At 35.7% G+C, this 25,599-nt stretch carries 27 protein-coding genes, 1 CRISPR repeat array and 1 riboswitch; of the genes, 19 read left to right on the forward strand and 8 right to left on the reverse strand.

Translation table 11 applies throughout. The features are described 5' to 3' along the window. Window positions 1-70 precede the first annotated feature (70 nt). Window positions 71-1,012, reverse strand: coding sequence for a phosphoglycerate dehydrogenase (locus ACSYTE_RS07125; RefSeq protein ID WP_491717369.1), 942 nt, complete (start codon window positions 1,010-1,012; stop codon window positions 71-73). 151 nt (window positions 1,013-1,163) lie between these two features. Between ACSYTE_RS07125 and ACSYTE_RS07130 the strand changes: the two genes are divergently transcribed. From ACSYTE_RS07130 to ACSYTE_RS07170, 9 genes are all read left to right on the forward strand, one after another. Continuing rightward, window positions 1,164-1,835, forward strand: coding sequence for a hypothetical protein (locus ACSYTE_RS07130; protein ID WP_491717370.1), 672 nt, complete (start codon window positions 1,164-1,166; stop codon window positions 1,833-1,835). A gap of 87 nt (window positions 1,836-1,922) precedes the next feature. Continuing rightward, window positions 1,923-2,204, forward strand: coding sequence for a hypothetical protein (locus ACSYTE_RS07135; protein ID WP_491717371.1), 282 nt, complete (start codon window positions 1,923-1,925; stop codon window positions 2,202-2,204). A gap of 63 nt (window positions 2,205-2,267) precedes the next feature. After that, on the forward strand, window positions 2,268-2,945 hold the full coding sequence (locus ACSYTE_RS07140) for a response regulator transcription factor (protein ID WP_491717372.1): 678 nt from the start codon (window positions 2,268-2,270) through the stop codon (window positions 2,943-2,945). Beyond that, window positions 2,938-4,035, forward strand: a complete 1,098-nt coding sequence (locus ACSYTE_RS07145; RefSeq protein WP_491717373.1) for an ATP-binding protein — start codon at window positions 2,938-2,940, stop codon at window positions 4,033-4,035. The genes ACSYTE_RS07140 and ACSYTE_RS07145 overlap by 8 nt, the downstream gene beginning before the upstream one ends. After that, on the forward strand, window positions 4,035-4,550 hold the full coding sequence (locus tag ACSYTE_RS07150; RefSeq protein WP_491717374.1) for a hypothetical protein: 516 nt from the start codon (window positions 4,035-4,037) through the stop codon (window positions 4,548-4,550). Before ACSYTE_RS07145 ends, ACSYTE_RS07150 begins: the two co-directional genes overlap by 1 nt. Window positions 4,551-4,687: 137 nt before the next feature. Further along, complete coding sequence (locus ACSYTE_RS07155; protein WP_491717668.1) at window positions 4,688-4,891, forward strand: ATP-binding cassette domain-containing protein; 204 nt, start codon at window positions 4,688-4,690, stop codon at window positions 4,889-4,891. Between the two features lie 230 nt (window positions 4,892-5,121). After that, entirely contained in the window at window positions 5,122-5,466 is a 345-nt protein-coding gene (locus ACSYTE_RS07160; protein WP_491717375.1) for a PadR family transcriptional regulator, read from the forward strand. Then, window positions 5,459-6,274, forward strand: a complete 816-nt coding sequence (locus ACSYTE_RS07165; protein ID WP_491717376.1) for a DUF1129 domain-containing protein — start codon at window positions 5,459-5,461, stop codon at window positions 6,272-6,274. Before ACSYTE_RS07160 ends, ACSYTE_RS07165 begins: the two co-directional genes overlap by 8 nt. A gap of 96 nt (window positions 6,275-6,370) precedes the next feature. Next, window positions 6,371-6,580 (forward strand): CsbD family protein, encoded by a 210-nt coding sequence (locus ACSYTE_RS07170; protein WP_491717377.1) that lies wholly within the window; start codon window positions 6,371-6,373, stop codon window positions 6,578-6,580. A 61-nt stretch (window positions 6,581-6,641) separates the two neighbouring features. Here the strand turns inward: ACSYTE_RS07170 and ACSYTE_RS07175 are convergent, their stop codons facing one another. The 3 genes from ACSYTE_RS07175 to ACSYTE_RS07185 form a co-directional block, all read right to left on the reverse strand. After that, complete coding sequence (locus tag ACSYTE_RS07175; protein WP_491717378.1) at window positions 6,642-7,256, reverse strand: cadmium resistance transporter; 615 nt, start codon at window positions 7,254-7,256, stop codon at window positions 6,642-6,644. Between the two features lie 269 nt (window positions 7,257-7,525). After that, on the reverse strand, window positions 7,526-8,842 hold the full coding sequence (locus ACSYTE_RS07180) for a sensor histidine kinase (protein ID WP_491717379.1): 1,317 nt from the start codon (window positions 8,840-8,842) through the stop codon (window positions 7,526-7,528). A gap of 2 nt (window positions 8,843-8,844) precedes the next feature. Then, complete coding sequence (locus ACSYTE_RS07185) at window positions 8,845-9,531, reverse strand: response regulator transcription factor (RefSeq protein WP_491717380.1); 687 nt, start codon at window positions 9,529-9,531, stop codon at window positions 8,845-8,847. Window positions 9,532-9,663: 132 nt separating this feature from the next. Between ACSYTE_RS07185 and ACSYTE_RS07190 the strand changes: the two genes are divergently transcribed. The 7 genes from ACSYTE_RS07190 (at window position 9,664) to csn2 (ending at window position 20,282) form a co-directional block, all read left to right on the forward strand. After that, window positions 9,664-11,925: a glycosyltransferase family 39 protein gene (locus tag ACSYTE_RS07190; RefSeq protein ID WP_491717381.1), complete on the forward strand. Its 2,262-nt coding sequence runs from the start codon at window positions 9,664-9,666 to the stop codon at window positions 11,923-11,925. 17 nt (window positions 11,926-11,942) lie between these two features. Beyond that, window positions 11,943-12,914 carry a glycosyltransferase family 2 protein gene (locus ACSYTE_RS07195; protein ID WP_491717382.1) on the forward strand — a complete coding sequence of 324 codons (972 nt, stop codon included), beginning with the start codon at window positions 11,943-11,945 and terminating at the stop codon, window positions 12,912-12,914. Window positions 12,915-13,024: 110 nt separating this feature from the next. After that, entirely contained in the window at window positions 13,025-14,038 is a 1,014-nt protein-coding gene (locus ACSYTE_RS07200; RefSeq protein ID WP_491717383.1) for a YdcF family protein, read from the forward strand. Between the two features lie 323 nt (window positions 14,039-14,361). After that, the gene (gene cas9, locus ACSYTE_RS07205; RefSeq protein ID WP_491717384.1) at window positions 14,362-18,417 is read left to right on the forward strand and encodes a type II CRISPR RNA-guided endonuclease Cas9; all 4,056 of its coding nucleotides are present in this window, start codon (window positions 14,362-14,364) and stop codon (window positions 18,415-18,417) included. A 2-nt stretch (window positions 18,418-18,419) separates the two neighbouring features. Continuing rightward, the gene (gene cas1 / locus ACSYTE_RS07210) at window positions 18,420-19,331 is read left to right on the forward strand and encodes a type II CRISPR-associated endonuclease Cas1 (RefSeq protein WP_491717385.1); all 912 of its coding nucleotides are present in this window, start codon (window positions 18,420-18,422) and stop codon (window positions 19,329-19,331) included. Next, window positions 19,309-19,614 (forward strand): CRISPR-associated endonuclease Cas2, encoded by a 306-nt coding sequence (cas2, locus tag ACSYTE_RS07215; RefSeq protein ID WP_491717386.1) that lies wholly within the window; start codon window positions 19,309-19,311, stop codon window positions 19,612-19,614. Before cas1 ends, cas2 begins: the two co-directional genes overlap by 23 nt. Beyond that, on the forward strand, window positions 19,611-20,282 hold the full coding sequence (csn2, locus tag ACSYTE_RS07220; protein WP_491717387.1) for a type II-A CRISPR-associated protein Csn2: 672 nt from the start codon (window positions 19,611-19,613) through the stop codon (window positions 20,280-20,282). Before cas2 ends, csn2 begins: the two co-directional genes overlap by 4 nt. A 118-nt stretch (window positions 20,283-20,400) precedes the next feature. Beyond that, window positions 20,401-20,899: a CRISPR direct-repeat array (repeat unit 36 nt; unit sequence GTTTTAGATGCAGGTTATTTCAATGAGGTTTAGATC). 270 nt (window positions 20,900-21,169) lie between these two features. On the opposite strand, the gene ACSYTE_RS07225 is transcribed toward csn2, so the two are convergent. Further along, on the reverse strand, window positions 21,170-21,496 hold the full coding sequence (locus ACSYTE_RS07225; RefSeq protein ID WP_491717388.1) for a hypothetical protein: 327 nt from the start codon (window positions 21,494-21,496) through the stop codon (window positions 21,170-21,172). Between the two features lie 179 nt (window positions 21,497-21,675). Further along, window positions 21,676-21,984, reverse strand: a complete 309-nt coding sequence (locus tag ACSYTE_RS07230; protein WP_491717389.1) for a hypothetical protein — start codon at window positions 21,982-21,984, stop codon at window positions 21,676-21,678. 206 nt (window positions 21,985-22,190) lie between these two features. Here ACSYTE_RS07230 and ACSYTE_RS07235 point away from each other — a divergent pair, with 206 nt between their 5' ends. Then, complete coding sequence (locus ACSYTE_RS07235; protein ID WP_491717390.1) at window positions 22,191-22,472, forward strand: type II toxin-antitoxin system RelB/DinJ family antitoxin; 282 nt, start codon at window positions 22,191-22,193, stop codon at window positions 22,470-22,472. 82 nt (window positions 22,473-22,554) lie between these two features. Further along, on the forward strand, window positions 22,555-23,157 hold the full coding sequence (locus ACSYTE_RS07240; protein ID WP_491717391.1) for a DUF3862 domain-containing protein: 603 nt from the start codon (window positions 22,555-22,557) through the stop codon (window positions 23,155-23,157). Window positions 23,158-23,214: 57 nt separating this feature from the next. Here the strand turns inward: ACSYTE_RS07240 and ACSYTE_RS07245 are convergent, their stop codons facing one another. Both ACSYTE_RS07245 and ACSYTE_RS07250 read right to left on the reverse strand, forming a co-directional pair. Further along, window positions 23,215-23,808, reverse strand: coding sequence for a hypothetical protein (locus tag ACSYTE_RS07245; protein ID WP_491717392.1), 594 nt, complete (start codon window positions 23,806-23,808; stop codon window positions 23,215-23,217). A gap of 189 nt (window positions 23,809-23,997) precedes the next feature. Further along, entirely contained in the window at window positions 23,998-24,135 is a 138-nt protein-coding gene (locus tag ACSYTE_RS07250; protein WP_491717393.1) for a hypothetical protein, read from the reverse strand. 615 nt (window positions 24,136-24,750) lie between these two features. Here ACSYTE_RS07250 and ACSYTE_RS07255 point away from each other — a divergent pair. Further along, entirely contained in the window at window positions 24,751-25,407 is a 657-nt protein-coding gene (locus ACSYTE_RS07255) for an NAD(P)H-dependent oxidoreductase (protein ID WP_491717394.1), read from the forward strand. Window positions 25,408-25,502: 95 nt separating this feature from the next. After that, a riboswitch (TPP riboswitch) is annotated at window positions 25,503-25,592 on the forward strand. Window positions 25,593-25,599 lie beyond the last annotated feature (7 nt).

The following is a 25,599-nucleotide window of genomic DNA, read 5'->3' on the forward strand; positions in this document are numbered from 1 at the left end:
TGCATCCTAAAAAATGGTTCTTAGCAGCTGGAGGTTGGACTTCGGTTGTTAGGAACCATTTTTTAATGCATTACTTGACGGTGTTTACCGGAGTGAGCGGTTGTTTGCCATCAAACACGTTTAAAATATTATCCAACGCATGGTTAGCCATCTGTTCCCAGGCTTCCTTGGTGTGGCCAGCACAGTGCGGAGTAATGAAAACATTATCCAATTCACGCAGTGGGCTATCCATCGGTAGTGGTTCTTCATCATAGACATCCAATGCCGCCCCAGCAATTTCATGGTTTTTCAACGCCGCAATTAAGTCATCCTGGTTGACCAGTGGACCACGGCCTAGGTTCAACAAGTATGCGGATGGCTTCATCATTTCAAACTGTGGTTTGGCGACTGTGTTGATGGTCTGCTTGGTGGCGGGCAGGTGCAACGAGATGTAGTCGGCCTGCTTAAAAATCTCATCCATTGAGACCATTTTGCCGTATGGTGATTCACGCGGTGTCCGGTTATAAATCAAGGTATTCATATCGAAGCCCGTTGCCATTTTAGCGACATCTTGACCGATGTGGCCATAACCGATTATTCCCAAAGTTTTATGATTAATTTCGGTTGCCATTTCGCGTTGTCCGTAGCGGTCGTTCCCCTCGCGCATCTCTTTAGAAATATTGTAGGAATCCTTAGACAGAATTAGCATATCGTTGATCACGTTTTCAGCGACCGCCTTGGAATTACCACCTGGTGCGTTGGTTACCCAGATTCCATGGGCAGCAGCAACGTCGATATCAATGTTGTTATATCCGACCCCCTGGCGCGCAATGATTTTTAGGTTCGGCATTTGGTCGAACATGGTGTCTGGAAATTCCCTCGCCATTAAGATGATGGCATCGACATCTTGAGCCTGAGATAAGATATCTGCTGGCTTTTGACTGGCTACCACGACTGGTTCGATTCCGTGGGCCTTGATTCTTTGATCGATGAATTGATCGATGGTAGGGGTTAATAAAATTTTTTTAGCCATGGCGTGATTCCTTCTTTACAATTTTTAAAGTTAATTATAAGTGAGCACTAGATTAAAATACAGTTAATTGCCTTTGCTTTTAATTGAATTATCCTTTTAGTGATATTTTGCTATACTAATAATAGTGATAATCAATTGAAAGGATAGTTCAATGTTTAATCAACTACTGGAAAAATTAAATTTAAAGCGCCACGTTAATACTAAATCCGATCAAGTTGCGTTGTTCAGCGTCTTCAACACGATCACAAATGCCTTGATCGCGATTTTTAAAATTGGTCTGAGCATCTTTTATTTATCAACTTGGTTTTTTATCTTCGGCATCTACTACTTCGTTTTATTTGTGACCAGGGTGTATTTTCTGCGTCGTTACACCCAGATTCGGCTCCAAAGAATATCGGGAGTGCAACGAGCGGCCAAGGAAACTTTTTACCTCCGTGAGGGTGGGGTTCTATATAGCTGCTTGGGCCTGATCTTAGCTGCAATCTCTGCTTATATGTATACCCGTGCTAACAATGAGTCGTATAGTGAAATCGTGGTGGAGCTAATTGCGTTAGTTGGCTTTATTAAACTCATTTCATCAGTGATTGGTTGGTTCAAGGCCCGCAAGTTAAATAGTCCGATTATCTTATTCTTAAAGTCGCTTAGCATTGCCGATGGCTTGGTTGCAATCGTGATGACCCAGTATGCAATTCTTTCGTTCAAGCATTCACCCAGTGCGTCTTCTGCAACTGGGTTGTTCGGCATTTGTATTGGAGGATGCCTGTTTCTAATTGGGGTCGTGATTTTAGTGCGGAGTCATTTTTATCGAAAAAATGGATTTTAACATTTCAGCAACATTTGATTAACATTTCATCAATAAGTTCCCGCTAATCTATTGTTTGTAAATTAATAAATTAAGGGAGCGATTTTAATGGAATTTTTAGTTGGATTGATTGGATTGATTTTAGGAGTTGGGGTCGCCTGGTTATTTTTATTAGTCAGTGCACGGAGTAGTTTTATGTTATACCCGATTGCGGGGGTGTTCGGTGGCTTAGGGTCACTTTCTGCCGATCAACTCTTAAGCTACGGACCGACTTTGCTGGGAATCATGATTGTACCAGTCGTGGTGGGAAGCATTGTTTTAGCGTTAGTTGCAATTTGTGGCTTTTACCTTTTTAAAAGAGCCTTTTTGAAATTACGAGATCATGATTAAATAACGATTGGCTCTTCAATCCAATTGGAGAGTCAATTTTTAAATGCAAGGAGAAAAATCAAGATGTTAAAAGTATTAGTGGTTGAAGATGATGAAAACTTCAACCAAATCGTTTGTCAGTATTTACGGGAGAATCAATTTATTGCAGTGGGTTGTTTGAATGCTTTGACTGCCTATGATGCAATGTATGATCAAAATTTTGACTTAATTATTACCGACGTAATGATGCCTGATGTTGACGGGGTTGAATTTGCCCAGACGATTCGTGGAGTCGACGAGCAGATTCCGATTTTATTCGTAACCGCTCGGGATGATTTTAAGACCAAGCAGGATGGCTTTCGAATCGGAATTGATGATTATATGGTCAAACCGATCGATATTGACGAACTGATTTTACGCATTCACGCGATTTTAAGGCGTTCCCACATTGCTCAGAGCCAACAAGTTCAGTTGGGTGGATTTCTAATGGACGCGGATTCGCGTTCGGTGACCTATCAGGGTCAAGAGGTCGCAATGACGGTGCGTGAATTTGACATCCTATATAAGCTACTTTCGTATCCGAACCGTGCATTTTCGCGATCCCAACTACTAGATGAATTCTGGGATATCGATTCATCCAGTAGTTTAAGGTCGGTCGACGTCTACATTACTAAAATTAGGGACAAGGTCAAGATGGTCGGTGAATTCCATATCAAAACGATTCACGGACTAGGTTATAAAGTGGTGATGAATAATGGTTAAGCATAAAAAATGGACCACGCGGGGCCGATTGAACCACAACCGCTTTTCATGGTGGGAATACCTAATAACTTTAATATTGTTCGCCGTTGTCGGGGGGCTTCCAGGAATCCTGTATACTAAAGACATTGAACAGGTCTTTCATAATCAATACGTGGGGTGGTATCTACTCTATTGGATATTGGTGGCGGCCATTTTTGTTACCTTTATTACCATTCGAAAGTATCTGAAGTACGAAAAACCAGTTAACAAATTAAGCACCGCCGCTAAAAAGGTTGCTGATGGTGATTTTTCGGTCTACTTGGCACCAGTCCACAGACCGAGTCAGTATAATTATATCGACCTACTATTTGAAAACTTTAATCAAATGGTGGCTGAATTGGGTTCGACCGAGACACTGAAGAATGATTTCATCAGCAACGTCTCCCATGAGTTTAAGGCACCACTGGCGGTGATTCAAAGCTATTCCAAGCAGTTGAGCCGCGATGATTTAAGTGCAGCGCAACGGCAGCGAGCGGCCCAAGCAATCGGGCAGGCAACGGACAATCTCTCTTCGCTAGTAACGAACGTGTTGCGTTTGAATAAGCTAGTCAACCAGTCGATTAACCAAAAATGCGCCGAGTTTGATTTGACTCGCCAACTAGTTGATTGTTCATTGGATCTTGAAACCCAGTGGTCAGTCAAAAATATTCAGTTCGAAGTGGATCTTTTGAATGACTACCCAATTCAATCTGATCAAGAGTTGCTGGCAATCGTTTGGAACAACCTCTTAAATAACGCGATTAAGTTCACCCCGCAAAACGGGCGGATCAAGTTGAAACAAACGGTTGATGATAACGGGGTCTTGGTAACGATCAGTGACACTGGAATTGGGATGGATCAAAAAACGGTCAAGCACATTTTTGACCAATTCTACCAGGGGGATGCGTCGCACTCTAAGTTAGGCAACGGGCTCGGCTTGGCAATGGTCAAACAGATCGTGACCATGTTGAACGGGACGGTGTCCGTAAGTAGTAAGGTGGGGAGTGGAAGCATCTTTACGGTCTGGTTACCGCAACGACCAATTAATGAAGGGCCTCAGGAGGGACGATAATGAAATCAAACGAAGACTACGTTAACTATGAATACCACGAAGTAGTGGTTCCCAGGCGGATGCTTGACCGCTACTTAGATGATTACCCGAACTTCGGTTGGGTGATCATTCAACAAACTGCTTACCGGGCTTCGATCGACCGAGTGCTCATTAAGATGAAACGAAACCGAAACATTAACAATAAGGCTGAATTAAGGCGGCTGCAAAGCAAGTTTGAATTCGGCATCGACCAGTTAAAAAAATTGCATGTAAAGCAGGTCCTAACGGCCACGATCATGGCAATGCTGATTGGCGTCCTCGGGACCTGCCTAGTTGGCATCGGTTACCTAGCGTACCAAAATTCTGGGTTAACACTAGCCCTGGTTATTGGCGTTCCTGGAATAGTACTGTGGACGCTACCGCCAATTATTAAGCGGCGGATGGTGGCGAATGCAAAGCGCCGCTTAGAATCACAATTTAATCAGGTGTATGATGTTATCGATGAAACTTGTAAAAAAGCGCACCGCTTGTTTTAATATTGATTTAAAGAAGCGCAGAGCGCTTTTTATTTTAATGATCTTGAGACTTTGTTATTAAAATCTATGGAACTGATGAGAATGAAACCAGGGATAATGATGCTATTTCATTTGCAATCGATTAGGGAGAACTAACGATTAACGTTGGGGCCTCTGGTGCTAGGAAATCAACGCTGTTGAACATTCTTTGCGGTCTGGATAAGAACACTAAGGGCGACATACTCATTAATGGCAAAAATATTGCTAATTATAATGATAAGCAGCTGACCACCTATCGCCGCCATTCGATTTCCAGTTCCCGTTACCAAAATAGAATGGTAGGGTGCGATAAAATGAAGTAGATTTTAAATAAAAGTATCTTTCGCGAATTTAAATTTTCATTCGTCCGCATATTCTGAATGGCTTGAAAGGTTAAAATATTGATATGCTAAGGGAACTGAAGGGTGTTGACTAGTTAAAAAGCTTAGTCGTTTATGACTAAGTTTTTTTATTTCAACTAGTATGCTTTACAAACTAGTTGAAATAATATATATTACTATTATGTTAAACAAACTAGTGAAGAGGAATGAGAATGAAGACAAATATATCTAGTCAGATGTTAAAGGGTATTTTACAAGGGATTGTATTAATGATTTTGAATCAGCAGCCAGAATATGGTTATGGACTAAGTAAGCAGCTGAATCAGTATGGTTTATCTGAAGTTCCTAAGGGGACCATTTATCCATTATTAATGAAAATGGGAAAAAACGGGTTGATCGAAAGTAAAATGGTAAATTCTGAGGATGGGCCGAATCGGAAGTATTACTTTATTACGCCACTTGGCAAGCAAGCTAAAGAAGATTTTACTGGGGAGTGGCTGCGCTTGGAAACAGCGGTTAATCAATTAATTGATAGGGAGCGAAACGACAATGAATAATGAACAAATGGTTGAAGAAAACAATAAGTTGCGGGAGCAGCTTAATGAAAAAAATAAAAAATATTATGATGATTTACTGGTATACATAAGAATTAATGGGATATTTAGGAATGAGGGGGTGATAGAATCACAATTATTATCAATTTTAAACGATATAATTGATGCCCAAAAAGATGGAATCAGTGCTGCTGACTATTTTGGCACGCAACCCAAGGAAGCAGCTGATGGTATTATCAATCAAACCCATTTTGATTCAATCGGATTGGCTAAAATTATTGGAATGTGTGTGGCAATTTTAATTTTCTTTTTTATTGATGGACAAATTCTTTCACCCAAAATTCAGTTTGATTTTGGAAACCTATTAGTTGCAACAATCTATTTTACGATCCTTACTTTTGTAATTATTAAGGCAGTTGGAATAACTGTTTATGGTGCACTCAGTAATCGGATTGGTAGAATACTTGTCTTTATTGCATTAGCAGGATTAATATCAATTGGATTCTTATTGTTAATTTTCTTAAAAACACCACTTCGTTTCAAGTTAGATGGAATCATTGGAATTATTGTAGTCGCGCTATTTGCAATTATAATCTTTGCAATCTATATGAAGTTTAAAAATAATAAGATGGTGTTACCATTTGTCATCTATTTAATTGGCAGTTGTGGTTTAGGAATTATTAACCGTTTGCCATTTATTGGCAACTGGTTATTAAGTACTTTTTCTGGGATGGTTATCTCTGCCGTTATCCTTTTTGGCTTACTATTAATTGCAGCGTGGTTATCTTTTAAAAATATTAAAAGTGAATAAATCATTTAAAAAAGATTGAACACATGAGCATATTACGTTACTTTTTATCAGAATGAATTATAATGAAGGCATATTAATATTTGAGGAGGAATTGCAATGAGTTTAGAAAATGAAAAAGATAAATTAAAGGGTAAATTTGACGAAGTCAAAGGCAAAGTCAGTGGCGATAAAGTTGACGAAGCCAAGGGGAAAGCAGAAGGTTTCTTAGGCAAAGCTAAGGACTTTGTTGATGGCGAAGTTGATAAAGCCAAGGAAAAATTTGGTTCAAAGGACGATCAAGATAGTGACCAAAGCGACAAAAACTAATTTAAATTTAAAAAACTGACTAGCGCAGCAAATGGGTTAGTCAGTTTTTTATTTGGCTTTTTTAAATAATGAGCCCAATGAAATGGTTGATCGTGTTAGCTTCAATTAGGATGAATCCACCAATTCCAATGTATACAACTGCCGTGAAAAGATCGCCATACTTAGCTAGTATTCTTGCCACAACTGGCAGTCTGACAAATACTAACCCTAGTAAAAAGAAGATGGTAAGCATGACGAAGAATGTCATTAAGATTATTATTAGTTCACCCCAATGGCTAATTTGAGCAAAGATAGGGACGTAAATACCAATGTTGTCAGCTCCACAAGTGGTAATGGTGATGATGATAACACTTAAGATCAGATTGTTTTTGGAAAGGCGTTTAGTCACCTGTTCCTGCTCGTTATCACCATCCAGGTGAATTAGAATATAAAGTCCAATTAAAATTGGGATAATTCCTAATAATCCCAACATCCACTCTGCTGGAAGGAAGCGTGAACTGAGTGAAAAGAGTAAACTGATGCTAATTAAAAAGATGGTTCCGATTAGGTCGCCCAGGTAAACCTTGATTCTTTCTGATGGTTCTGAATAGAACGTGAGGACGGTCATTAAAATTAATAGGTAGTCAACACCAGTGGAAATATAGGCTGTAATTCCAGTAAAAATTGCATTTATCATATTCAAGCTCCTTCATATGTTAATTAATTCATATGTAAATATTAGCATATGAAACCTAAGTTGTAAATAAATTGTTTTCAATAATTTCTTACATTAACTAAAAAATAAAGATGTTTCTAGTCCTACGGTCGATAAGCTTGGCACTGGGCAAGCGATAAGGACACCCAGGTGATTCTGATCGTCCGTACTGCTGGTTGCATCCGCAGCATCTTGTTGGAAGACCAAATTGAAAGCAATAAAAAACTAGACCAGTTTGGTCTAGTTTTTTATTATTCTAATGGAATTTGAATTTCAAAGACGGTCCCCTTGGGCTGTTGATCACGGACCATGATCTTACCGTGATGTTCACTTACGATCCATTTAGCAATCGCTAGGCCGAGACCATGACCACCTGTTTCTGAATTACGAGACTTATCAGTTCGATAGAAGCGTTCAAAAATCCGCTTTTTATCCTTATCAGGGATCCGTTCACCGGTATTGCTGATTCGAATGGTAAAGTGACGTTCATCGTTTAAAACGGTGATGCCAATGCTATCACCAGGTTTGGTATATTTAGATGCATTATCAAAAATAATCGTTACCAGTTGACGAATTAAATCAGGATCGATTTGGGCTGTCGCGTTGGTTTCAATCCAGGGGGTGAAAGCCTTATTTTGGCTGGTCGCAATTTCTAGATAGGGTGGCAGGATTGATTCAAACCATGGTTTGAGTTCCACTGACTGTTTTTGAATTTGGATAATGTCTGAATCGGAACGAGCGAGTGTTAACAGACGATCGGTTAAAATTTTTAAATGGCGGGTTTCATTTAAAGTGGTCGAGACTGAATCAATCTCACTAAGGATGGTTGCCTTAGGTTTGGTAAGCATTGATTCCATCTGATTTTGAATGATCGTCAATGGGGTGCGTAATTCATGGGCGGCGTTAGAACTAAATTCACGTTGTCGTTGCCATGACTTAATGATTGGTTTCATGCTTGCTTTAGATAGTAGAAACGCAACTGCAATTGCTAATAGCCAAAATAGGATTAATGTCCCGATCAAAGCATTTTTAAAACTATTGATGGCTAGTAAATCACTATCGACGTTTTCTAGAATTAATACGTATTTACCAGCAGTTCTTTCGTCAGGGGCGGTGTTAGGTACCTTGATTAGTAATGAACGAAAATGACTGATAATACCATTATAGGTCAAAGTCATATCCTGGATCTTGTTTAAAGCAGCGGGGTTTAACTTCGCCTTGCTAAATAATTGGTAGGTTCGGTTACCTAAGGCAGCAGCGTTTTCAATCTCTCCCTTGCTATTAAAGATAATTTCGTTAGTCCGAAAGGGACTGTTCAACGAAGGTGGTTGGGAAAAATTACGGCCGTTTTGGAACTTAGGAGGGGCCATTCGCTTCTTTTGATTTGTGTTTTGGACCATTAGTTGTTGCTTTTGGACCGTTAAACTATGGTCGATATTGCGATAAATAGATTGACTAAAGAAGAGGTAAATAATTAAGCCTAGGCTTAAAAAGAGCAGGGCGAACGCTACTAATTCTTTAATGAATAGGCGCCATTGCTGCTGTTTTTGTGGATTATTGGGCTTCATGATTACCCCTCCGTTTCGAATAGGTAGCCGACGCTTCTGATTGTTTTAATTGGTTGGGCCCCTAGGACCGCTTTAATTTTTTTGCGAACATTGCTCATGTAGACTTCAACAACCGTTAAGGTGGTTTCAGAGTCAAATCCCCATAGACGGTCAAAAATTTGATCCTTAGTTATAATAATATTTGGATTTTGAAGGAAGTAGGTGAGGAGATCATATTCCTTACCATTCAATTGCACGGCTTGGTCGTTGATCGTAATTGTGCGATTACTTAAATCAACGTGAAACGGGCCGACTGATAATTGATTGTTATCACCTAGGTGACCAGCTCGTTTTAATAACGCTTTAACCCGTAGTAGTAACTCTTCACGATGAAACGGTTTTGTTAGATAATCATCAGCCCCGTTCGAGAATCCTTGCACCTTATCGGCAATCGTATCCTTTGCAGTTAAGATTAAGACGGGAAGGTTGAGATGATCAACGCTGCGCCACTGTTTTAAAATATCATAGCCGCTTTTTTCTGGGAGCATTAAATCTAAGATCGCAATGTCATAGATATTGTCTTCCCCCATCTGTTGGCCAATCAACCCGTCGGTTGCAATGTTGACTTGACCAAGTGGTTCTAAGAAGCCAGCGATACTCTTGGCTAATGCCTCATCATCTTCCACAATTAATATTTGTAAGTTTTGCATCAAAATCACTCCTAATATCAACTATTGTAAACGGAAATGAAATAAATATCATTTTAATTTAGTTTTTTAAGGTTAATTTATGGTTCGGGTCTTAAACTATGGTTATTCAATTCGAAAGGAGCATGATGTGAAATGCCAGATCAATCAAATCAAGTTGAAACAACACGAGCTGAGCATCACGATGCAAAAATACAGCAAAAACGATTTCGGCTGGATTGGTTCTTAGTAGCCACGCTGGTCGTTGCTGCAATACTTTATTCATGGAAAATTTGGGAAGCAGGGAGTGCCAATGATTTCTATACGGCCGCCATTACTAGTATGACCCAGAATTTTAAAAACTTCTGGTATGCTAGTTTTGATCCCGCTGGATATATTACGGTTGATAAGCCACCAGTTGCACTTTGGTTTATGGCGATCAGTGCTAAAATCTTTGGGGTTCATCAATGGAGTGTCGTTTTACCATCAGTCCTCTTTGGACTTGGATCGGTATACCTCATGTACCGCTTGGTAAAACCAAAGTTTGGCCGCGTTGCTGGGAACTTAGCTGCACTTGCAATGACGCTTACGCCAATTGCAGTTGCTGACTCGCGGACGAATAACATGGATGCAACGTTAATTTACTTCCTATTATTCGCAATCTACCTGCTGCAAAAGGCAGTCGATAAGCATAAACTTTGGTATCTAGTAACCAGTTTTGCAGTCATTGGGGTGGCATTCAACGTTAAGATGTTGCAAGCCTTTATGATTTTACCAGGAATGTTATTGTTTTACTGGTTAGCTTCGCATTATAATTGGAAGAAGAAGTTGGCTCACCTTTCATTAGCAACCGTTGCATTAGTTGTCTTTACCTTAATTTGGCCATTGTCAGTCGACATGACGTCTGCAAGCAAGCGCCCATACGAAGGTGGTTCTGAACATAACTCCGTGCTAGAATTAGCATTTGGTTACAACGGAACGGAACGACTATTAGGACAAACGACTGGAACTGGTGGTGCGTTCCCAGGAATGGGGAGCACTAGCAAGTCGAAGTCAAATAATGGAATGCAACAAGGTGGACAACCTGGTGGGAATACCACTGGGAAACGGTCTGCTAATGGTCAAGCTGGGGGAACTCCTCCAACTGGGATGACCGGTCGTGGAAACCGTCGTGGTGGAATGAACGGCGGTGGCATGGGAGGTGCCGGTGGCGCATTTAACATCGGAACCGCTGGACCATTAAGATTGTTCCAAGACCAATTAGGACCACAAATTAGTTGGTTATTACCATTCTCGTTAGTTGGGATGATTAGTGCTTTTGTATTCTTCTTAGATCGCAAGCGGAAATGGTATCAATTAACCGCGAACCAAAAGCAAGTCGTGATGTGGGCTGGTTGGCTAGTACCGGTATATGGATTCTTCTCCGTTGCCAGTTTCTTCCATCCATACTACACGATCATGCTTGCCCCACCAATCGCCGCATTCTTTGGAATCGGATTGGTAACGATGTTCAAACAACTCAAAGCAGCGGCTAGTTTTAAAGACTGGAAACGCTACTTGCTACCATTCTCAGTGGTAGCAACCGCATTACTACAAGCATGGTATGTAAGTAGTTACTACGTTTGGGCAACTTGGTTGCTCATCATCGCTGGAATTGGCTTTGGATTGATTCTATTGCTCAAACCAGGTAAGCCTTTGAAGTCGTTTACCATTGGTGGTTTGGTAACCATTATGTTAGCCCCAGCGTTTTGGTCAATGACACCAGCGATTGCTGGTGAATCAGCTGCCATCCCAACTGCAGGGCCTGATCTACTCAGTAGCAATGGTCAAGGTGGTGCCGGTGGTGGTATCGGAAACGGAAGCGTTAACACTAAGTTGCTCAATTATCTTGAAAAGAATCAAGGCAATGCGAAGTACCTCTTTGCGACTGATGATTCTGGTACCGCTGCGCCATACATTATCAAGACTGGTAAAGCAGTTATGGCAATGGGTGGATTTAATGGGACCGATCCTGCAATTACACTGAGCCAATTTAAGAAGTTGGTTAAGAGTGGCGAATTGAAGTACTACTACTCAGGTGGTAAGTCTGGTTCTGCTAATAGTGCAATTGTCAACTGGATCAAGAAACATGCGAAGAAGGTTAAGGCTAGTGATTACGGTGGCACTACAACTACTACGAATACTAGTTCTAAATTAACTGGAAGTACTAAAACTAAGGGCCAAATGCCAACACAAAGCGGCAAAATGAGTGGTGGCCCTAGTGGAATGAAACCAAGTGGTAAGTTTAATGGCAAGCGGCCATCTATGAAGCCATCCAGCACAAAGGGTAAGAGCAATAATCAACAAATGCCTACTGGTGGTGGTATGATGGGTGGTAATAGCGGTACGCTTTACGACTTATCAACGATTTACAAATAACAATAGGAGGTTAGGGCATGGCAAGAACTGAAAATCCTTTAATTTCAATTGTCCTGCCGGTGTTCAATGAAGAAGCCGGAATTAAGCATACGATTGAAATTTTAGAAAACTACGTTGCCAGCCAACCTGAAGAATACGAATTAATTTTTGTGGATGATGGTTGCGTGGACCGGAGTGCCACAATTATTCAGGAAGCTGAACAACAATATGACAACATTCGCCTAGTTCAATTTTCACGGAACTTCGGCCACCAATTAGCGATTACCGCAGGAATTCGTTATACATCTGGAGATGCAGTCGTGGTGATGGATGCGGACTTACAAGATCCACCTTCCGTAATTCCTGCAATGATCAATAAGTGGCGGGAAGGCTACGACGTAGTATATGGAAAACGACTGCAACGTGATGGTGAAAGCTGGTTTAAGAAATTTAGTGCATCCGCTTTTTATCGGATTTTGCATAAACTAGCTGATATCGATATTCCGCTGGATACGGGTGACTTTAGATTAATGGATCGCAAGGTAGTTAAGGTCTTGTCCAAGATGGATGAGCCAGATCCTTTTGTTCGCGGGATGGTCAGTTGGGTTGGTTTTAAACAAACCGCAGTTGAGTACGAACGTGACGAAAGAACGGCGGGAACTACTAAGTATCCGTTATCAAAAATGTTGCACCTTTCAATGAATGGAATCACGTCATTTTCAGATGTACCACTAAAACTAGTGAACGTCGTTGGTGGATTAATGATTGCAATCGGTTTGATTTACGGCTTAGTCTCCCTCTTTACCGGATTTGCAACCTTGCAATTTGCGATCGTATCAATGTTTGAACTATTCGGAATTTCCCTATTAATGTTAGGAATTATGAGTGCATATCTCTACCGAATCTTTGAAACTTCACGTGAACGGCCATTATACGTGGTTGCTAAGACGTCGGGGTTTCAAAAAGAACGCCGTCCAGAGATAAAACAGATCAATGAACATGTAATGTAATGAAGAAGAGTCTCTCCTTAATCTGGAGGGGCTCTTTTTTATGCTAAAATGAATTTATTAGATTCATAAAAGAAGGGGTGTTTCCAATCGCTGTTTACATGATTTCAGCTATGATTACAGTTTTATTTATTGGATTACTATGTTTAAGTTACCGTAGTAACCCTGTTCGCTTGCTAAATGGTTTTTTAGCCACAATTGCCGCTGGTGGGGTTTTTATTACGCTTTCAATTTTGATTCTTAGTTTTAATAACTCGGTTTTGGTGCGTTTGTATGTAATCTTTTTCTTAATCTTAGTGTTGATCGCAGCATTAATCTATTTCTTCCAGGGTTTCTTTTGGCTCTGGAATGCTTGGATCGTCTGGCGACGCGAAAACCACACGTTAGCCAATATGTTAACTCTATTTATTGGTGTCATTACGCTTTTATTTCCAATTGTGAACTTGGTATTTGATAAACATCGAATGGGACCGCTTGGTGTATTCATTAATACGTTCATAATCTTATCCGTCCTATACGTGCTATTCTGTGTGATTTCGTTTATGGCCGCAGCAACGTTGTTTACGTTCAAAAAACTGCGACTAGACAAACAGTTCATTATTGTTTTAGGAGCAGGACTATTGAATGGTGATCAAGTTTCCCCATTACTAGCTTCGCGGATCGATAAGGGCATCCAATTTTATCATCAAGTACTTGCCAAGACTGGCCATGCACCATTATTGATCTGTTCAGGTGGTCAAGGGGGCGATGAAACGGTGCCTGAGGGCCAAGCGATGCGTGATTATGCCATTCAAAAAGGTGTTCCATCAGCACATGTAATAGCTGAAAAGAAGTCAAAAACGACGCTGCAGAACATGTTGTATTCGAAGAAAATCCTTGAAGCAATGCATATTCCGCTTAACGAGGGGATTTATGTTTCCAATGATTATCATATCTTTAGAGCAGGAATCTATGCGCAACAAGCAGGGTTGAATATTCAAGGCCTTGGTGCTAAAACGAGTCGCTTTTTTGTACCGAACGCAACGATTCGTGAATACATTGCGTTGTTGATGAATCATAAGCAGTTTCATGCGGTGATGTTTGGTTTGATATTAGTTGTTTCGGTGTTGGGGATGGTGTTGAGATAGGGAAGAATTCACAATCATCATAATTTAATTTAAATTAATTCAAAAACAATAAATTAATATAGTTTATTGTTGACATTAAAAATACTATTGGTATATAATTTAATTAATCTAAAACTCATTGAAGTAATCTGCGTAACGTTAAAATCAAACAAGGCTTTTGCTGAGTTTTCTTTTTAGATGCTTATTTAAGTATCTTTAGGCACTTCGTTAGTGCCATACATATAAAACGTTGAGGGGAGAAAAATCACATTTAATGATTTTTCTCCTTTTTTTCTATGATTTTAGTATATTTTATTAGATTGATTTAATTTTAGGAGGCTATTATGGATAAAAAACCTTATGGAATTGGATTAGACATGGGTGTCGGATCAGTTGGATGGACAATCGTTGATGGTAATAGTAAGATTCTCAGAGTTAAAGGAAAGGATGCCATTGGAGTTCGCCTTTTCGATGAAGGTGAGACAGCAGCTAAAACTAGAACATACAGAGCTGCTAGAAGGCGTTACAAAAGAAGAAAATGGCGATTGAAAATATTAGATAACTTTTTTTATGATGAAATTATTGAAAAAGACCCTAATTTTTTCCAACGGCTAAAATACTTTAGTGAACATCCTGATGATCCTAATCGACATGGTTATGCAAGCAATTTAATAGCTGGGATGACAGATAAAAGGTACCATCGGCTTTATCCAACGATTTATCATCTAAGAAATGCTCTGATGACCAAGCATGAGCCCTTTGATATTAGATTAGTTTATTTAGCAATTCATCATATTGTTAAGTATCGTGGGAATTTTTTAATGGATGGTTCAGCAGATAGTTTTAATGTTAAAAATTCTAACTGGGAAGAATCATTTGATAGTATCAAAGAACAACTCTTAAAAATTAACAAGGATTTTAACGGTTTCAGTGGTGATTTTGATTTGGTTAAGAAAATTGCTTTTGATCATAAAAAATCTAATGCAGATAAGAAAAAAGATATTGTTGATGAAATAATAGAAAACAAGCTTGATGAAAATATTTTAAATAATTTAATTAGTGGTATCTTAGGAAATAAAACTAACTTTGAAGAATTATTTGGACTTGATGTTTCTGATGAAGATCAAAGTAAATTTCCGACATATATTAAGGATTGGGATGATAAAGTAGATGACATTAGTAGTTACTTATCTAAAGTTCCCGATGTGTATGATTTGATTAATGAAATGAAAAAGTTGCATGCTGAAGTGCAGCTTTCTGGAATTATCCCAGGGAATCAGAGTCTATCTGAAAAAATGATTAGTTCATATGAACAATATGGGAAACAATTAAATCAGCTAAAGGCATTTAGTAAGGCAAATCCTAAAATTGGTAAGGAGTTAATGTCAGCTTATGATATTTATAATTCCGACGGTAAGATTGAAACTTTTTATCCAAAACTGAAGAAGATACTGAAGGAAAGAAAGGATGATTTTTCTAAACGAATTATAGCTGCTGCAAATACGAATAATCCAAATTATTTGGTAAAGCAAAGAACCGCTGCTAATTCATCGATTCCATATCAAGTTCATCAACGTGAGATGGATGAAATAATTAAAAATCAAGCTGAATTCCATAAAAAATTATCAACTCCAAATCCAACTAGTGATGCCGTTAGAAAAAAGGCCTTTCCATATGCCTTAGATGAACTAGTTGGTTTTAGAGTGCCATACTATGTGGGACCACTAGTAAGCTCTAAAGATTCAAAATTTGCTTGGATGGAAAGAAAAAATAACAGTAAAAATAATCGGGAAATAACCCCATGGAATTTTGATGAGATTGTAGATCGTGATAAGTCTGCTATGAATTTTATTGAGCGAATGAAGACTACTGATAGTTACTTAATTGATGAGGAAGTAATTTCAGAGAAAAGTCTCACATATCAAAAATTTACAGTTTTAAATGAATTAAATCGAATCAGGGTTCTGTTTAATGGTAGTAAAGAAGGTGGAGAACTACTAACTGTTAATCAAAAGCAAAGAATTTTTAATCAAGTATTTAAATCTAAGAAAAGCGTAACGGATAAAGATATTATTGAAAATCTGAAGATGAATTCAGAAGTACCAACCGATGTGATAATTAAGGGATTATCAGATGGCAAACATTTTAATAATTCTCTTTCATCATACATTGACTTAAAAAACATCATTAATGAAAAGATTGATAACCATAAATATTTTAATGATATTGAGAAAATAATTACATGGTCAACAACTTTTGAAGATAATAAAATTTTCAAAAGACAATTAAACCGAATTGAGTGGTTAAGTGATAACCAAAGAAGTATAATTTCCAACATTCGCTATCGTGGTTGGGGAAGGCTATCTAATAAATTATTGTTAGAGATTAAAGATGATAATGATCAATCAATTATGGATCATCTTTGGAATTCTCAGCGTAACTTTATGCAGATTGTTAATAGTCCTGAATTTAAATCCCAGATAATTGATATTAATAATAAAACCTTAGATAGAAATCGAAAAATTGATGGTGGATTAAAAGATACAATTAAGGATTTGTTTACTTCACCACAAAATAAACGATCTATTAGTCAGGTAATTTTAGTAGTTAAGGATATTGTAAAAGTAATGGGTTATGAACCTTCCTGGATTTTTATTGAAGCTGCTAGAGATAACAAGAAAAAAGGGAAAAAGACAGTATCTAGATCTGAACAACTAGCTACAATGTCAAAAAAGTTCTCTAAGGATGTTAAAAAAGAATATAAAGAAAAGGTTGATTCTGGGGCTACTTTTACTGATGCCTTAATGCTTTATTTCCAACAAGACGGTCGTGATATTTATGATAAATCATACAAGCTAGACATTAATAGTATAGATAATTATGATATTGATCACATTATTCCTCAATCGTTAATTAAAGATGATTCTTTAAACAACAGGGTTTTAACCTCTAGAATTAACAATGAACATGTAAAGAAAAATCAACTCGCAATGGATGTATTTGGAAGTAGTATGATTAGTCATTGGAAGAGTCTGGAAACTAGAGGATTTATTACTAAGACCAAGTATAATAATTTAACTATGCGTAGGGAGACATTTAATCAACAAGCTAATCGATTTATTGCTCGTCAGCTGGTAGAAACAAGACAGGTAATTAAACTGGTAAGTAATATTATTAGTAACCAGTATCCAGAAACGAAAATTATAAATGTAAAGGCAAAGCTTTCGTCCGACTTTAGAAGAGAATTTAAATTCCCTAAAATTAGAGTTGTTAATGATTTTCATCATGCTTTTGATGCATACCTAGCTGCTATGATTGGAAACTATTTAATGCGTCGTTCCAAGACATGGAATCAATTTGTAATGTATGGAGACTATCCCAAGAATAAAGTATCCTTAGATAGGCTAAATGGAATTAATAATTATAATGTTCTTGGAGAATTTAAGAAGGACAAGCTAGTTTCAAAAGATACTGGTGAAATTATATGGGATAAACAAAAGCAAATTAAATATCTTGATCAAATTTTTAATTGGAAGTGTATCTTAGTTACGCATAGAGTTTTTACTGATACTAATAAAATGTTTAAAGAAACAATACTAAAAGCTGATAATAAAAAGCCTAAACCATCTTTCCCTATAAAGAAGAATAAACCTGTAAATCTTTATGGAGGATATTCAAATGGAGAAATTTCTTATTATTCAATTATTAGAATTATTGGAAAGAAAAAGAAAACCATAAAGATATGCAAGGTTTTAACTTCAGTCGTATGTGAATTAAATAGATCAGCGAATAAGCTAGATTATTTAAAAAAATATATTTCTAGTTTTGTTAATGAAAAATTCGAAATACTAATTCCAAAGGTATACAAGGAACAATCATTCAGAGACTATGTTGATGGATACAATCGAAACTATAGAATAAGCGGTGATTATCGAAGTAATCAACAATTTTGTATGAATAGATCAATGCAGTTATCGCTTGAAAGGCCACTAAAGAAAATGAAAATTGATGAGAAAGATGATATAGATGATGAAAAGATGAATAGTATTTTTGATTATATTTGTGATCAGATCATTAATTATTTCCCGATGTACCATAAAAGAAGATATTTAGAATCAATTAAAGAGAGTGAAAAAATATTCTATTCGTTGCCTCTTTATAATGGAGATAATAAGGGAAACGATAAGATTAAAATAGTTAGTAAAATTTTAGGTGCACTTCATACAGATGCTCATTCTGAAGACTTAGGGGCTATTAAATTAGGTAACAGATTCGGAAGACTTTATTGTGAAATTAGTAAGGGACCAGTGACCTTAAAAGATTCAATCAAGATAATTTATTCTTCGCCAACAGGATTATTAAATAAAGAAATTAAAATTTCAAGTCTAAGAGGAAAATAATAATGGGATGGAGAACAGTTGTTGTAACTCAGCACGCTAAGATATCTTTGAGTTTAGGAAATTTATTAATCCAAACAGATACTGAAATTAATCATGTCCATATAAAGGATATTCAAGTTTTAATAGTTTCTTCTTTACAGGTCGTAATTACTTCAGCTGCTATTTGTGAACTATCAAAAAATAATGTCAAAATTATTTTTAGTGACAATTCTAATCAGCCAATATCAGAAGTTATTAACTATACTAGAAATTTCAATAACGTTAGTTTATTAAAAAAGCAGTTTGATTGGTCTAATAAAAATCTATTGTCTAAGAAGTTATGGACCCAAATTGTGATAAGTAAGATTAGTAACCAAATTCAAGTTCTTAATTTTTTTGGAATTAACTCTGATTCGCTAGTATTAGAGTTAGATAGTGTAGAGTTAGATGATATTACTAATCGCGAAGCGGTTACAGCAAGAAAGTACTTTTTACTACTATTTGGAAATGATTTTAGTAGGGATGGAATCTCTCCAATTAACGATGCCCTTAACTATGGCTATTCGATTATTTTATCTTCAGTTAATCTTCAAATTACCACTTATGGTCAACTAACTCAGTTAGGAATTCACCATCATAGTGATGTAAATTACTTTAATTTAGGTTCGGATTTAATGGAACCGTTTCGTCCAATAGTTGATCAATGGGTAGGTAATCAAAAATTTAAAGAATTAACTCCAGAAGTTAAATTTAGTTTAATTAGATTGTTAGATGTAGAGGTCACTTATAATAACCAAAAGATTATATTAAGAAATGCAATTTACGATCACGTTAGAAATTGTCTTGATTATTTAAATCAGAAAAAAGATTCTATAAAAATTGAGGTGGGAATTCCAAGTGAGGTATCGAATAATGCGTTTAATGATAATGTTTGATCTGCCAACTGAAACTAGTGAACAAAGAAGAAATTACCGTCATTTTAGAAAGGAATTATTAAAAGAAGGTTTCTTTATGATGCAATTCTCTGTTTATGTAAAAGTATGTACGAGTCGTCAATCTGCTAAATTTACAGAGAATAGATTAACTGTTTTGGCACCTAAGGAAGGGCTTGTTCAATCATTTATGTTAACCGAACGACAATATCAAGATATGAAGTTTATTTCTGGTAAAAAGAATGATGATGCTATTAATTCTAGTGATCGGACTTTAATATTATGAAAATTACTATTTATCCTTTTGAACCGTATAGTATACTAGATAACTCTTTGAATATTATAGATATTGCTAGCCCTTCCCTAAATTCTAAGATTATTAATCAAGTTAAAAGTTATGATGACGAACTTATTTTTAGTGACGAAGACTACAATGTTATTAGTCCTAAGTATGCGTATGATTATTATGGAGATATTTTAATTAATCTTGATTTAGATAAAATATTTATTTCCAAAATTGAAAAGAAAATAGAACAAGATATACAAGATAATGTCATTGCTGATGTTTTTGATAATCAAAGGAAAATGTTTTCAATTTTTCTACAAGAAGCTTATTTTCTTGATTTACCAATTAGAATGAATTTTACGTCCAATATAGATAAATTATTAAAACAATCTAAATTATCATTTATTCATGATGAATTAGTTGAACCATATCAAATATTGGAAACTTTAGTTAAGACCATCACTAGTTTACAGGATAATAAGTTAATTATTTTATTAAATTTAACTAGTTACTTAAGCGAATCAGAATTAAAATTAACTAATCAATTACTAAACGAGTCCAAAAAGACGATACTTACCCTTAACTTTAATAGTCATAAAAGGGTATGGAATAATAATTATAATTATTTATTTATTGATGAAGATTTTTGTGAATGGAAAGGGACATGAATTTTTATTTATAGTATAATAATTTATGAGTTTAGATATATTATAAATAAATTAATTTTTCAATCTTTAGAAATCTTATTTTAATAGCCTTTTAGTGAAATTATATTATAATTTAATGGTTTTAGATGCAGGTTATTTCAATGAGGTTTAGATCGCGGTTCAACGAATCGATTTCGCATGTTAAGTTTTAGATGCAGGTTATTTCAATGAGGTTTAGATCCAAGCGGGATTTTTTCTTTTTTTGATTCCGGTTTTAGATGCAGGTTATTTCAATGAGGTTTAGATCAAAGTTCCTACTGAGATCGACTAACACTGGGTTTTAGATGCAGGTTATTTCAATGAGGTTTAGATCTGCTTGTAGGTTCTTGATGCCCTTGATGATGTTTTAGATGCAGGTTATTTCAATGAGGTTTAGATCCAAGATATTGTGGATCACCATTTTGTAAAGGTTTTAGATGCAGGTTATTTCAATGAGGTTTAGATCACAATTTTAATTCTAAATCTGTAATATACTAGTTTTAGATGCAGGTTATTTCAATGAGGTTTAGATCTGGCCTAAAGGGCGATATAATGACTCAATTGTTTTAGATGCAGGTTATTTCAATGAGTTTTAGATTATTCTTAACTGAAACAATATAGTTAAATGGCGTTTCTAGATGAATTATGTACTAGATATTAAGTTTGATTTACTTTAAATTTTATAATAATATTTTCCCTCAAAAACTAATTGCCATATAATAATTAGATTCTATCTAATTATTATATGGCAATTTTTTAATAAAATCTAAAACAAATAAAAACGGCAAGTCCCTAGTTCAATACCAGCAACTTCCCGCCCATAAATAAAAAAAGATTACCAAAGTCCTATGGGCTTTTAGCAATCTTTTTTATCTTCTTTTTTGATGATCTTGAAATTTAACGATAGTAACAAGGGTAGTATAATAATCCCTATCATTTCTACGAATGTGTCGAGTTTGAACATGGGTAGAAAATTGATCAGTTGGAAATGATTCCAGGAATTTCGAAATTGCCTCGCTACCAGTAGTTGAAAGCTCTTTAACTATTTTTTGACCGGGGTTCATTTCCTCAGCAATTTGTGGGGCGGAATCAATTTCGGATTTAACCCTTTTATTCGATGATTTAATTATTAATATACAGTAAGCAATGAATAAAATGACTAATCCAATCCCACCGATGATTAAATATGTTGCCATAACCTTAATCCTCCATATATGTATTTATTTAATTGTAACATTTTTTATTAATTTGGTTAAATACATTTAATTTTAAATTTTTATTACCAATTAATATCAAAAAATAGGTGGTAAGCCTTAAATTCAACATCTAAAGCTTTCCACCTAGAAAAATGATATATAAAAAATTTTTAATTTAATTATCTATGTAACTTGTAGTAGTAATGCAAGTCGCCACCAACGTATAAATTCCCATGTTTATAGATTAGATTAAAGTTTTTGAATGCACCGTTTGATTGAGTTTGCCATTTATTTTCGTCAACTCTTTTTAAGTTAACGTAAGTGTTATTAACGCGCATATGTTTTTGTTTATCACCGAAAATCGTTACGTCATAATCATTCCCGTGCCAATTACCGTTGATTGATGCGGCCATTGCAGAAATGGGTGCTTGGATTGCAATTGAATTACTTAATACTATTTTAACTAATGAAATATTAGCTTTATTCATGATTTTTAACCTCCAAAAAATTTCAATTTCCATTATATCACAGATAGGGTAGTTAAAATAAATATAATTTATAATATTTATTTTTAAGCATAATATCATTAATTAAATTAAAAATAATTATTAAGAATTATTCGATTTACTATAATTGTTTTTATACTCAATGTATAGTATAATTAATAGTTATTAAAAAGGAATGATGATATTAAATGAAGCAATCACAAATTATAGTTCGAGTTGATGCCGATTTAAAAAATGACGCTGCTAAAATGTTTAATGAAATGGGATTTAATATGAGTACAGCCATCAATATGTTTTTAAAACAATCTTTAAGGGAGCGTTCGTTACCTTTTAAGCCAACCTTAGATGCTGATTCTCAATTTAGCGAAGAAGATCAGAATGAACCATTGACGCAATATGAGTTTAATTCTATTAAAAGCCTTGATGAGTTGATGAATAAGTTAGCTAATGATGATAAAAAAATTATTTAAATTTTTAGCATTGTCTTATCCTTTTTCAAAGTTTGTACCTAATGTATAATTAAGATGTAAATAATTTTAAGGAGCTACAGATATGAAAAAATTATTTTCAATTGCGGCTGGTTTATTGCTAACGTTTATATTAATTGGTTGTAGCAATTCTAATACAGATAAAAAGGGCAGTAGGGGAGCAAATCCTTCTAAAGTTTCTCATAAAGCTAGTCTAAATTATCACAATTTTCAGTCCATTAAAGTTGGTAGCTTTGTTGATAACAGTGGTTCAACATCTGCATACGTCAGAAAGGTGCTTGGTAAGCCATCATCAGTTACTACTACCAAGGTTAGTAGTGGAAAAGAAGTAAAAAGTTATCTCTTTAGTAGGTTGAGTAATCAATTTAAAGCAAAAGATGTTACGGTTACGTTTGAAAATGATCGTGTGGTTTCTAAGGGATTCTCCAATTCTGATATTAATAAATTAAGCGTATTGAACAATAATAAGATCAATTCAATTAAAATCGGCAATAGCTATAATAGTGTAATTGAAAAGTTAGGGCAGCCTTCTGCGGAATCAGAAAGTGCCAGTGGCGGAACACCGTTAAAAACCGTTGTCTATCTTACAGGTGAAAATGGTAAATCCATCAGTTTGGTGTTTAGTAATGATAAAGTGACTCAAATTACCAATAGTGAATTAAAGTAAAATAAAAACAGGGCAGTTGCAATTGAATTAGCAGCTGGCCTGTTTTATTAATTGTTTTTAGCTCAATCGATCGAATAAGAAACTTTCCTTACTTAAAATATCGATCGCAGTAATATCAACTAAATTAATGGGTTCATTTTCATCAACATCGTTAAATCCATTTAATTCACTAAATTCAACTTCGTTCAAAGTTATTGAGTCATTTTCAATCGTCATGATACGACCCTGTTGCACATAATCGTGCTCGGTACTATAAACCGAAAGGGTTATTTGATGTTTAAAACAATAATCAATAATTTTAAAAAAATCATCAGTTTTAAATTTTTTAAATTGTTGCTGGAGATTAAACGGATCGTAAAGTTGATTTTCCTTCGTAAAAGCAACGTAACGGTCAAACAGTTTTGAATAAGTAGTTCCAAATGAAATTTTTGAAATATCATCCTTTAAGATGATTGTATATGAATCAAGAAATCCATAGTCATCGATCGTTTGTAAAATTAAGTACATCCCCAAGTCCCTTACGATATAACCAAGCGCAAAGTTTTCATACTTATAATTATCACGTGATTTTGAATAAATTTCTAATGGTTTATCGTTTCCGATATACTTATTGATCTTATGCTTATCCATTGGCAAAATCTCCTGACTCATTCGATTGATATGTATATTATGAATGATTTATGTGCAGTTGTAAAAATATGCGTTCTAAATATTTCAATTTAGCTTGGCAATAAAATAGCTTAAAATCAAAATACCTGACAAACCATTATTCATGATCTGTCAGGCATTATTATTATGGATTTGAATCTTTAATAACGAAATGGTGGAAACACTTCTTTCTTATTTAGAATCTGCGGTAAATCGACTTTCTAAGTGAATGGTAACACCTTCCTGTTCATTAGCTGGGTAAAACGAACTTTGTACTAAGTTGGTGATTACATCTCCCTTGAATAAAATCTGGGGTAAATCGTTCTTCATGATACTGGAATCATCCCCTTTGATTTATTGTCATTATAATATACCTTTTAAATGATAAAGTAAACCCTTTTGAACGATTTTTTCTAATCTTTTTTAATTATTTTTTAATCATCCGTTGATAGGGAAAAGGGCGGGAATCAAAATACCTGATAGACCATTTTAGATGATCTATCAGGCATTATTATTATGAGTTTGAATCTTATTTAGCAAAATGGTGGAAACACTTCTTTCTTATTTAGAATCTGCGGTAAATCGATGTTTTAAGTGAATGGTAGGTACCTCTCTTTCATTAGCTGGGTAACTCACTTATAATCTCATTGGTGGAAACACATCCCTTACAATTTAATCTGCGGTAAAGCCTTCAGTTTGCATTGGAAACATCCCCTTTGATTTGTTGTTGATAATAATATAACGCAATTAAATTAGAATGTAAAGGGTTTTATCTAATTTATTTATAATTATTTTCAAATTATCGCTTAATCATGATGATGCCTTGATTTAAAGGCCTAATCCATTAAAATCTGATCGATAATTAGCTGAGCGAGGGCGAATTAATTGCGGCACATTGTTATCAATGATAATTTATTATTATATCAATTAAAAAGGATGACAATTATGGATAAAAACGAAGCTTTAATTAACTTAGCCCATCGTAGGTATGCGACTAAAAAGTATGATCCGAACAAACATATTTCCGATAGGGATTGGCATACCATTATGGAGGTCGCTAGATTATCACCTAGTTCAATGGGACTTGAACCTTGGCAATTTTTGTTGATCGAAAACAAAGAATTGAAGCAGGCAATGTATAACGATGCCTGGGGGGCGCAAAAGAGCCTTGACGGCGCTGACAAATTTGTTGTAATTTTAGCTCGTAAGGATATGAATATTCATTCCCCTCATATTAAGCATATGAGCGAAGATGTTCAAGGCCACCCGTTTGATATTGATTCACCGTTCTCTAAAAAAATCATTAGTTTTCAGGAAAATGATTTTAAGTTAAATACTGACCGAGAATTATTTGATTGGGCTTCAAAGCAAACCTACATTCCATTGGCGAACATGATGGATGCCGCTGCAGCGTTAGACATTGATAGTTGTCCAATCGAGGGCTTTAACCGTGCCAACATTGATCGGATTCTGTCTGATTATGGAGCTTTCGATCCTAAAAAGTGGAGCGTTTCTGTAATGGTCAGTTTTGGTTATCGTGACCAAGCAATTACGCCTAAGAAACGCCAACCAATGGAGGCTGTCTACCGAGTTATTAAATAATTAAGATGAAGCACAATTCGTTATTGGATTGTGTTTTTATATGGAGTTGATTAATTCATTTTTATCGCTTAATATATAAGTGGATTCAAATAATATACCGATTAATGGGGTGCTGGAATGGCTGAGATGATACCCATGAACCTGATCTAGGTAATGCTAGCGGAGGGATTATTAAAGGTGTATAAAATCAAG

Source organism: Nicoliella sp. ESL1120, from assembly GCF_058508515.1.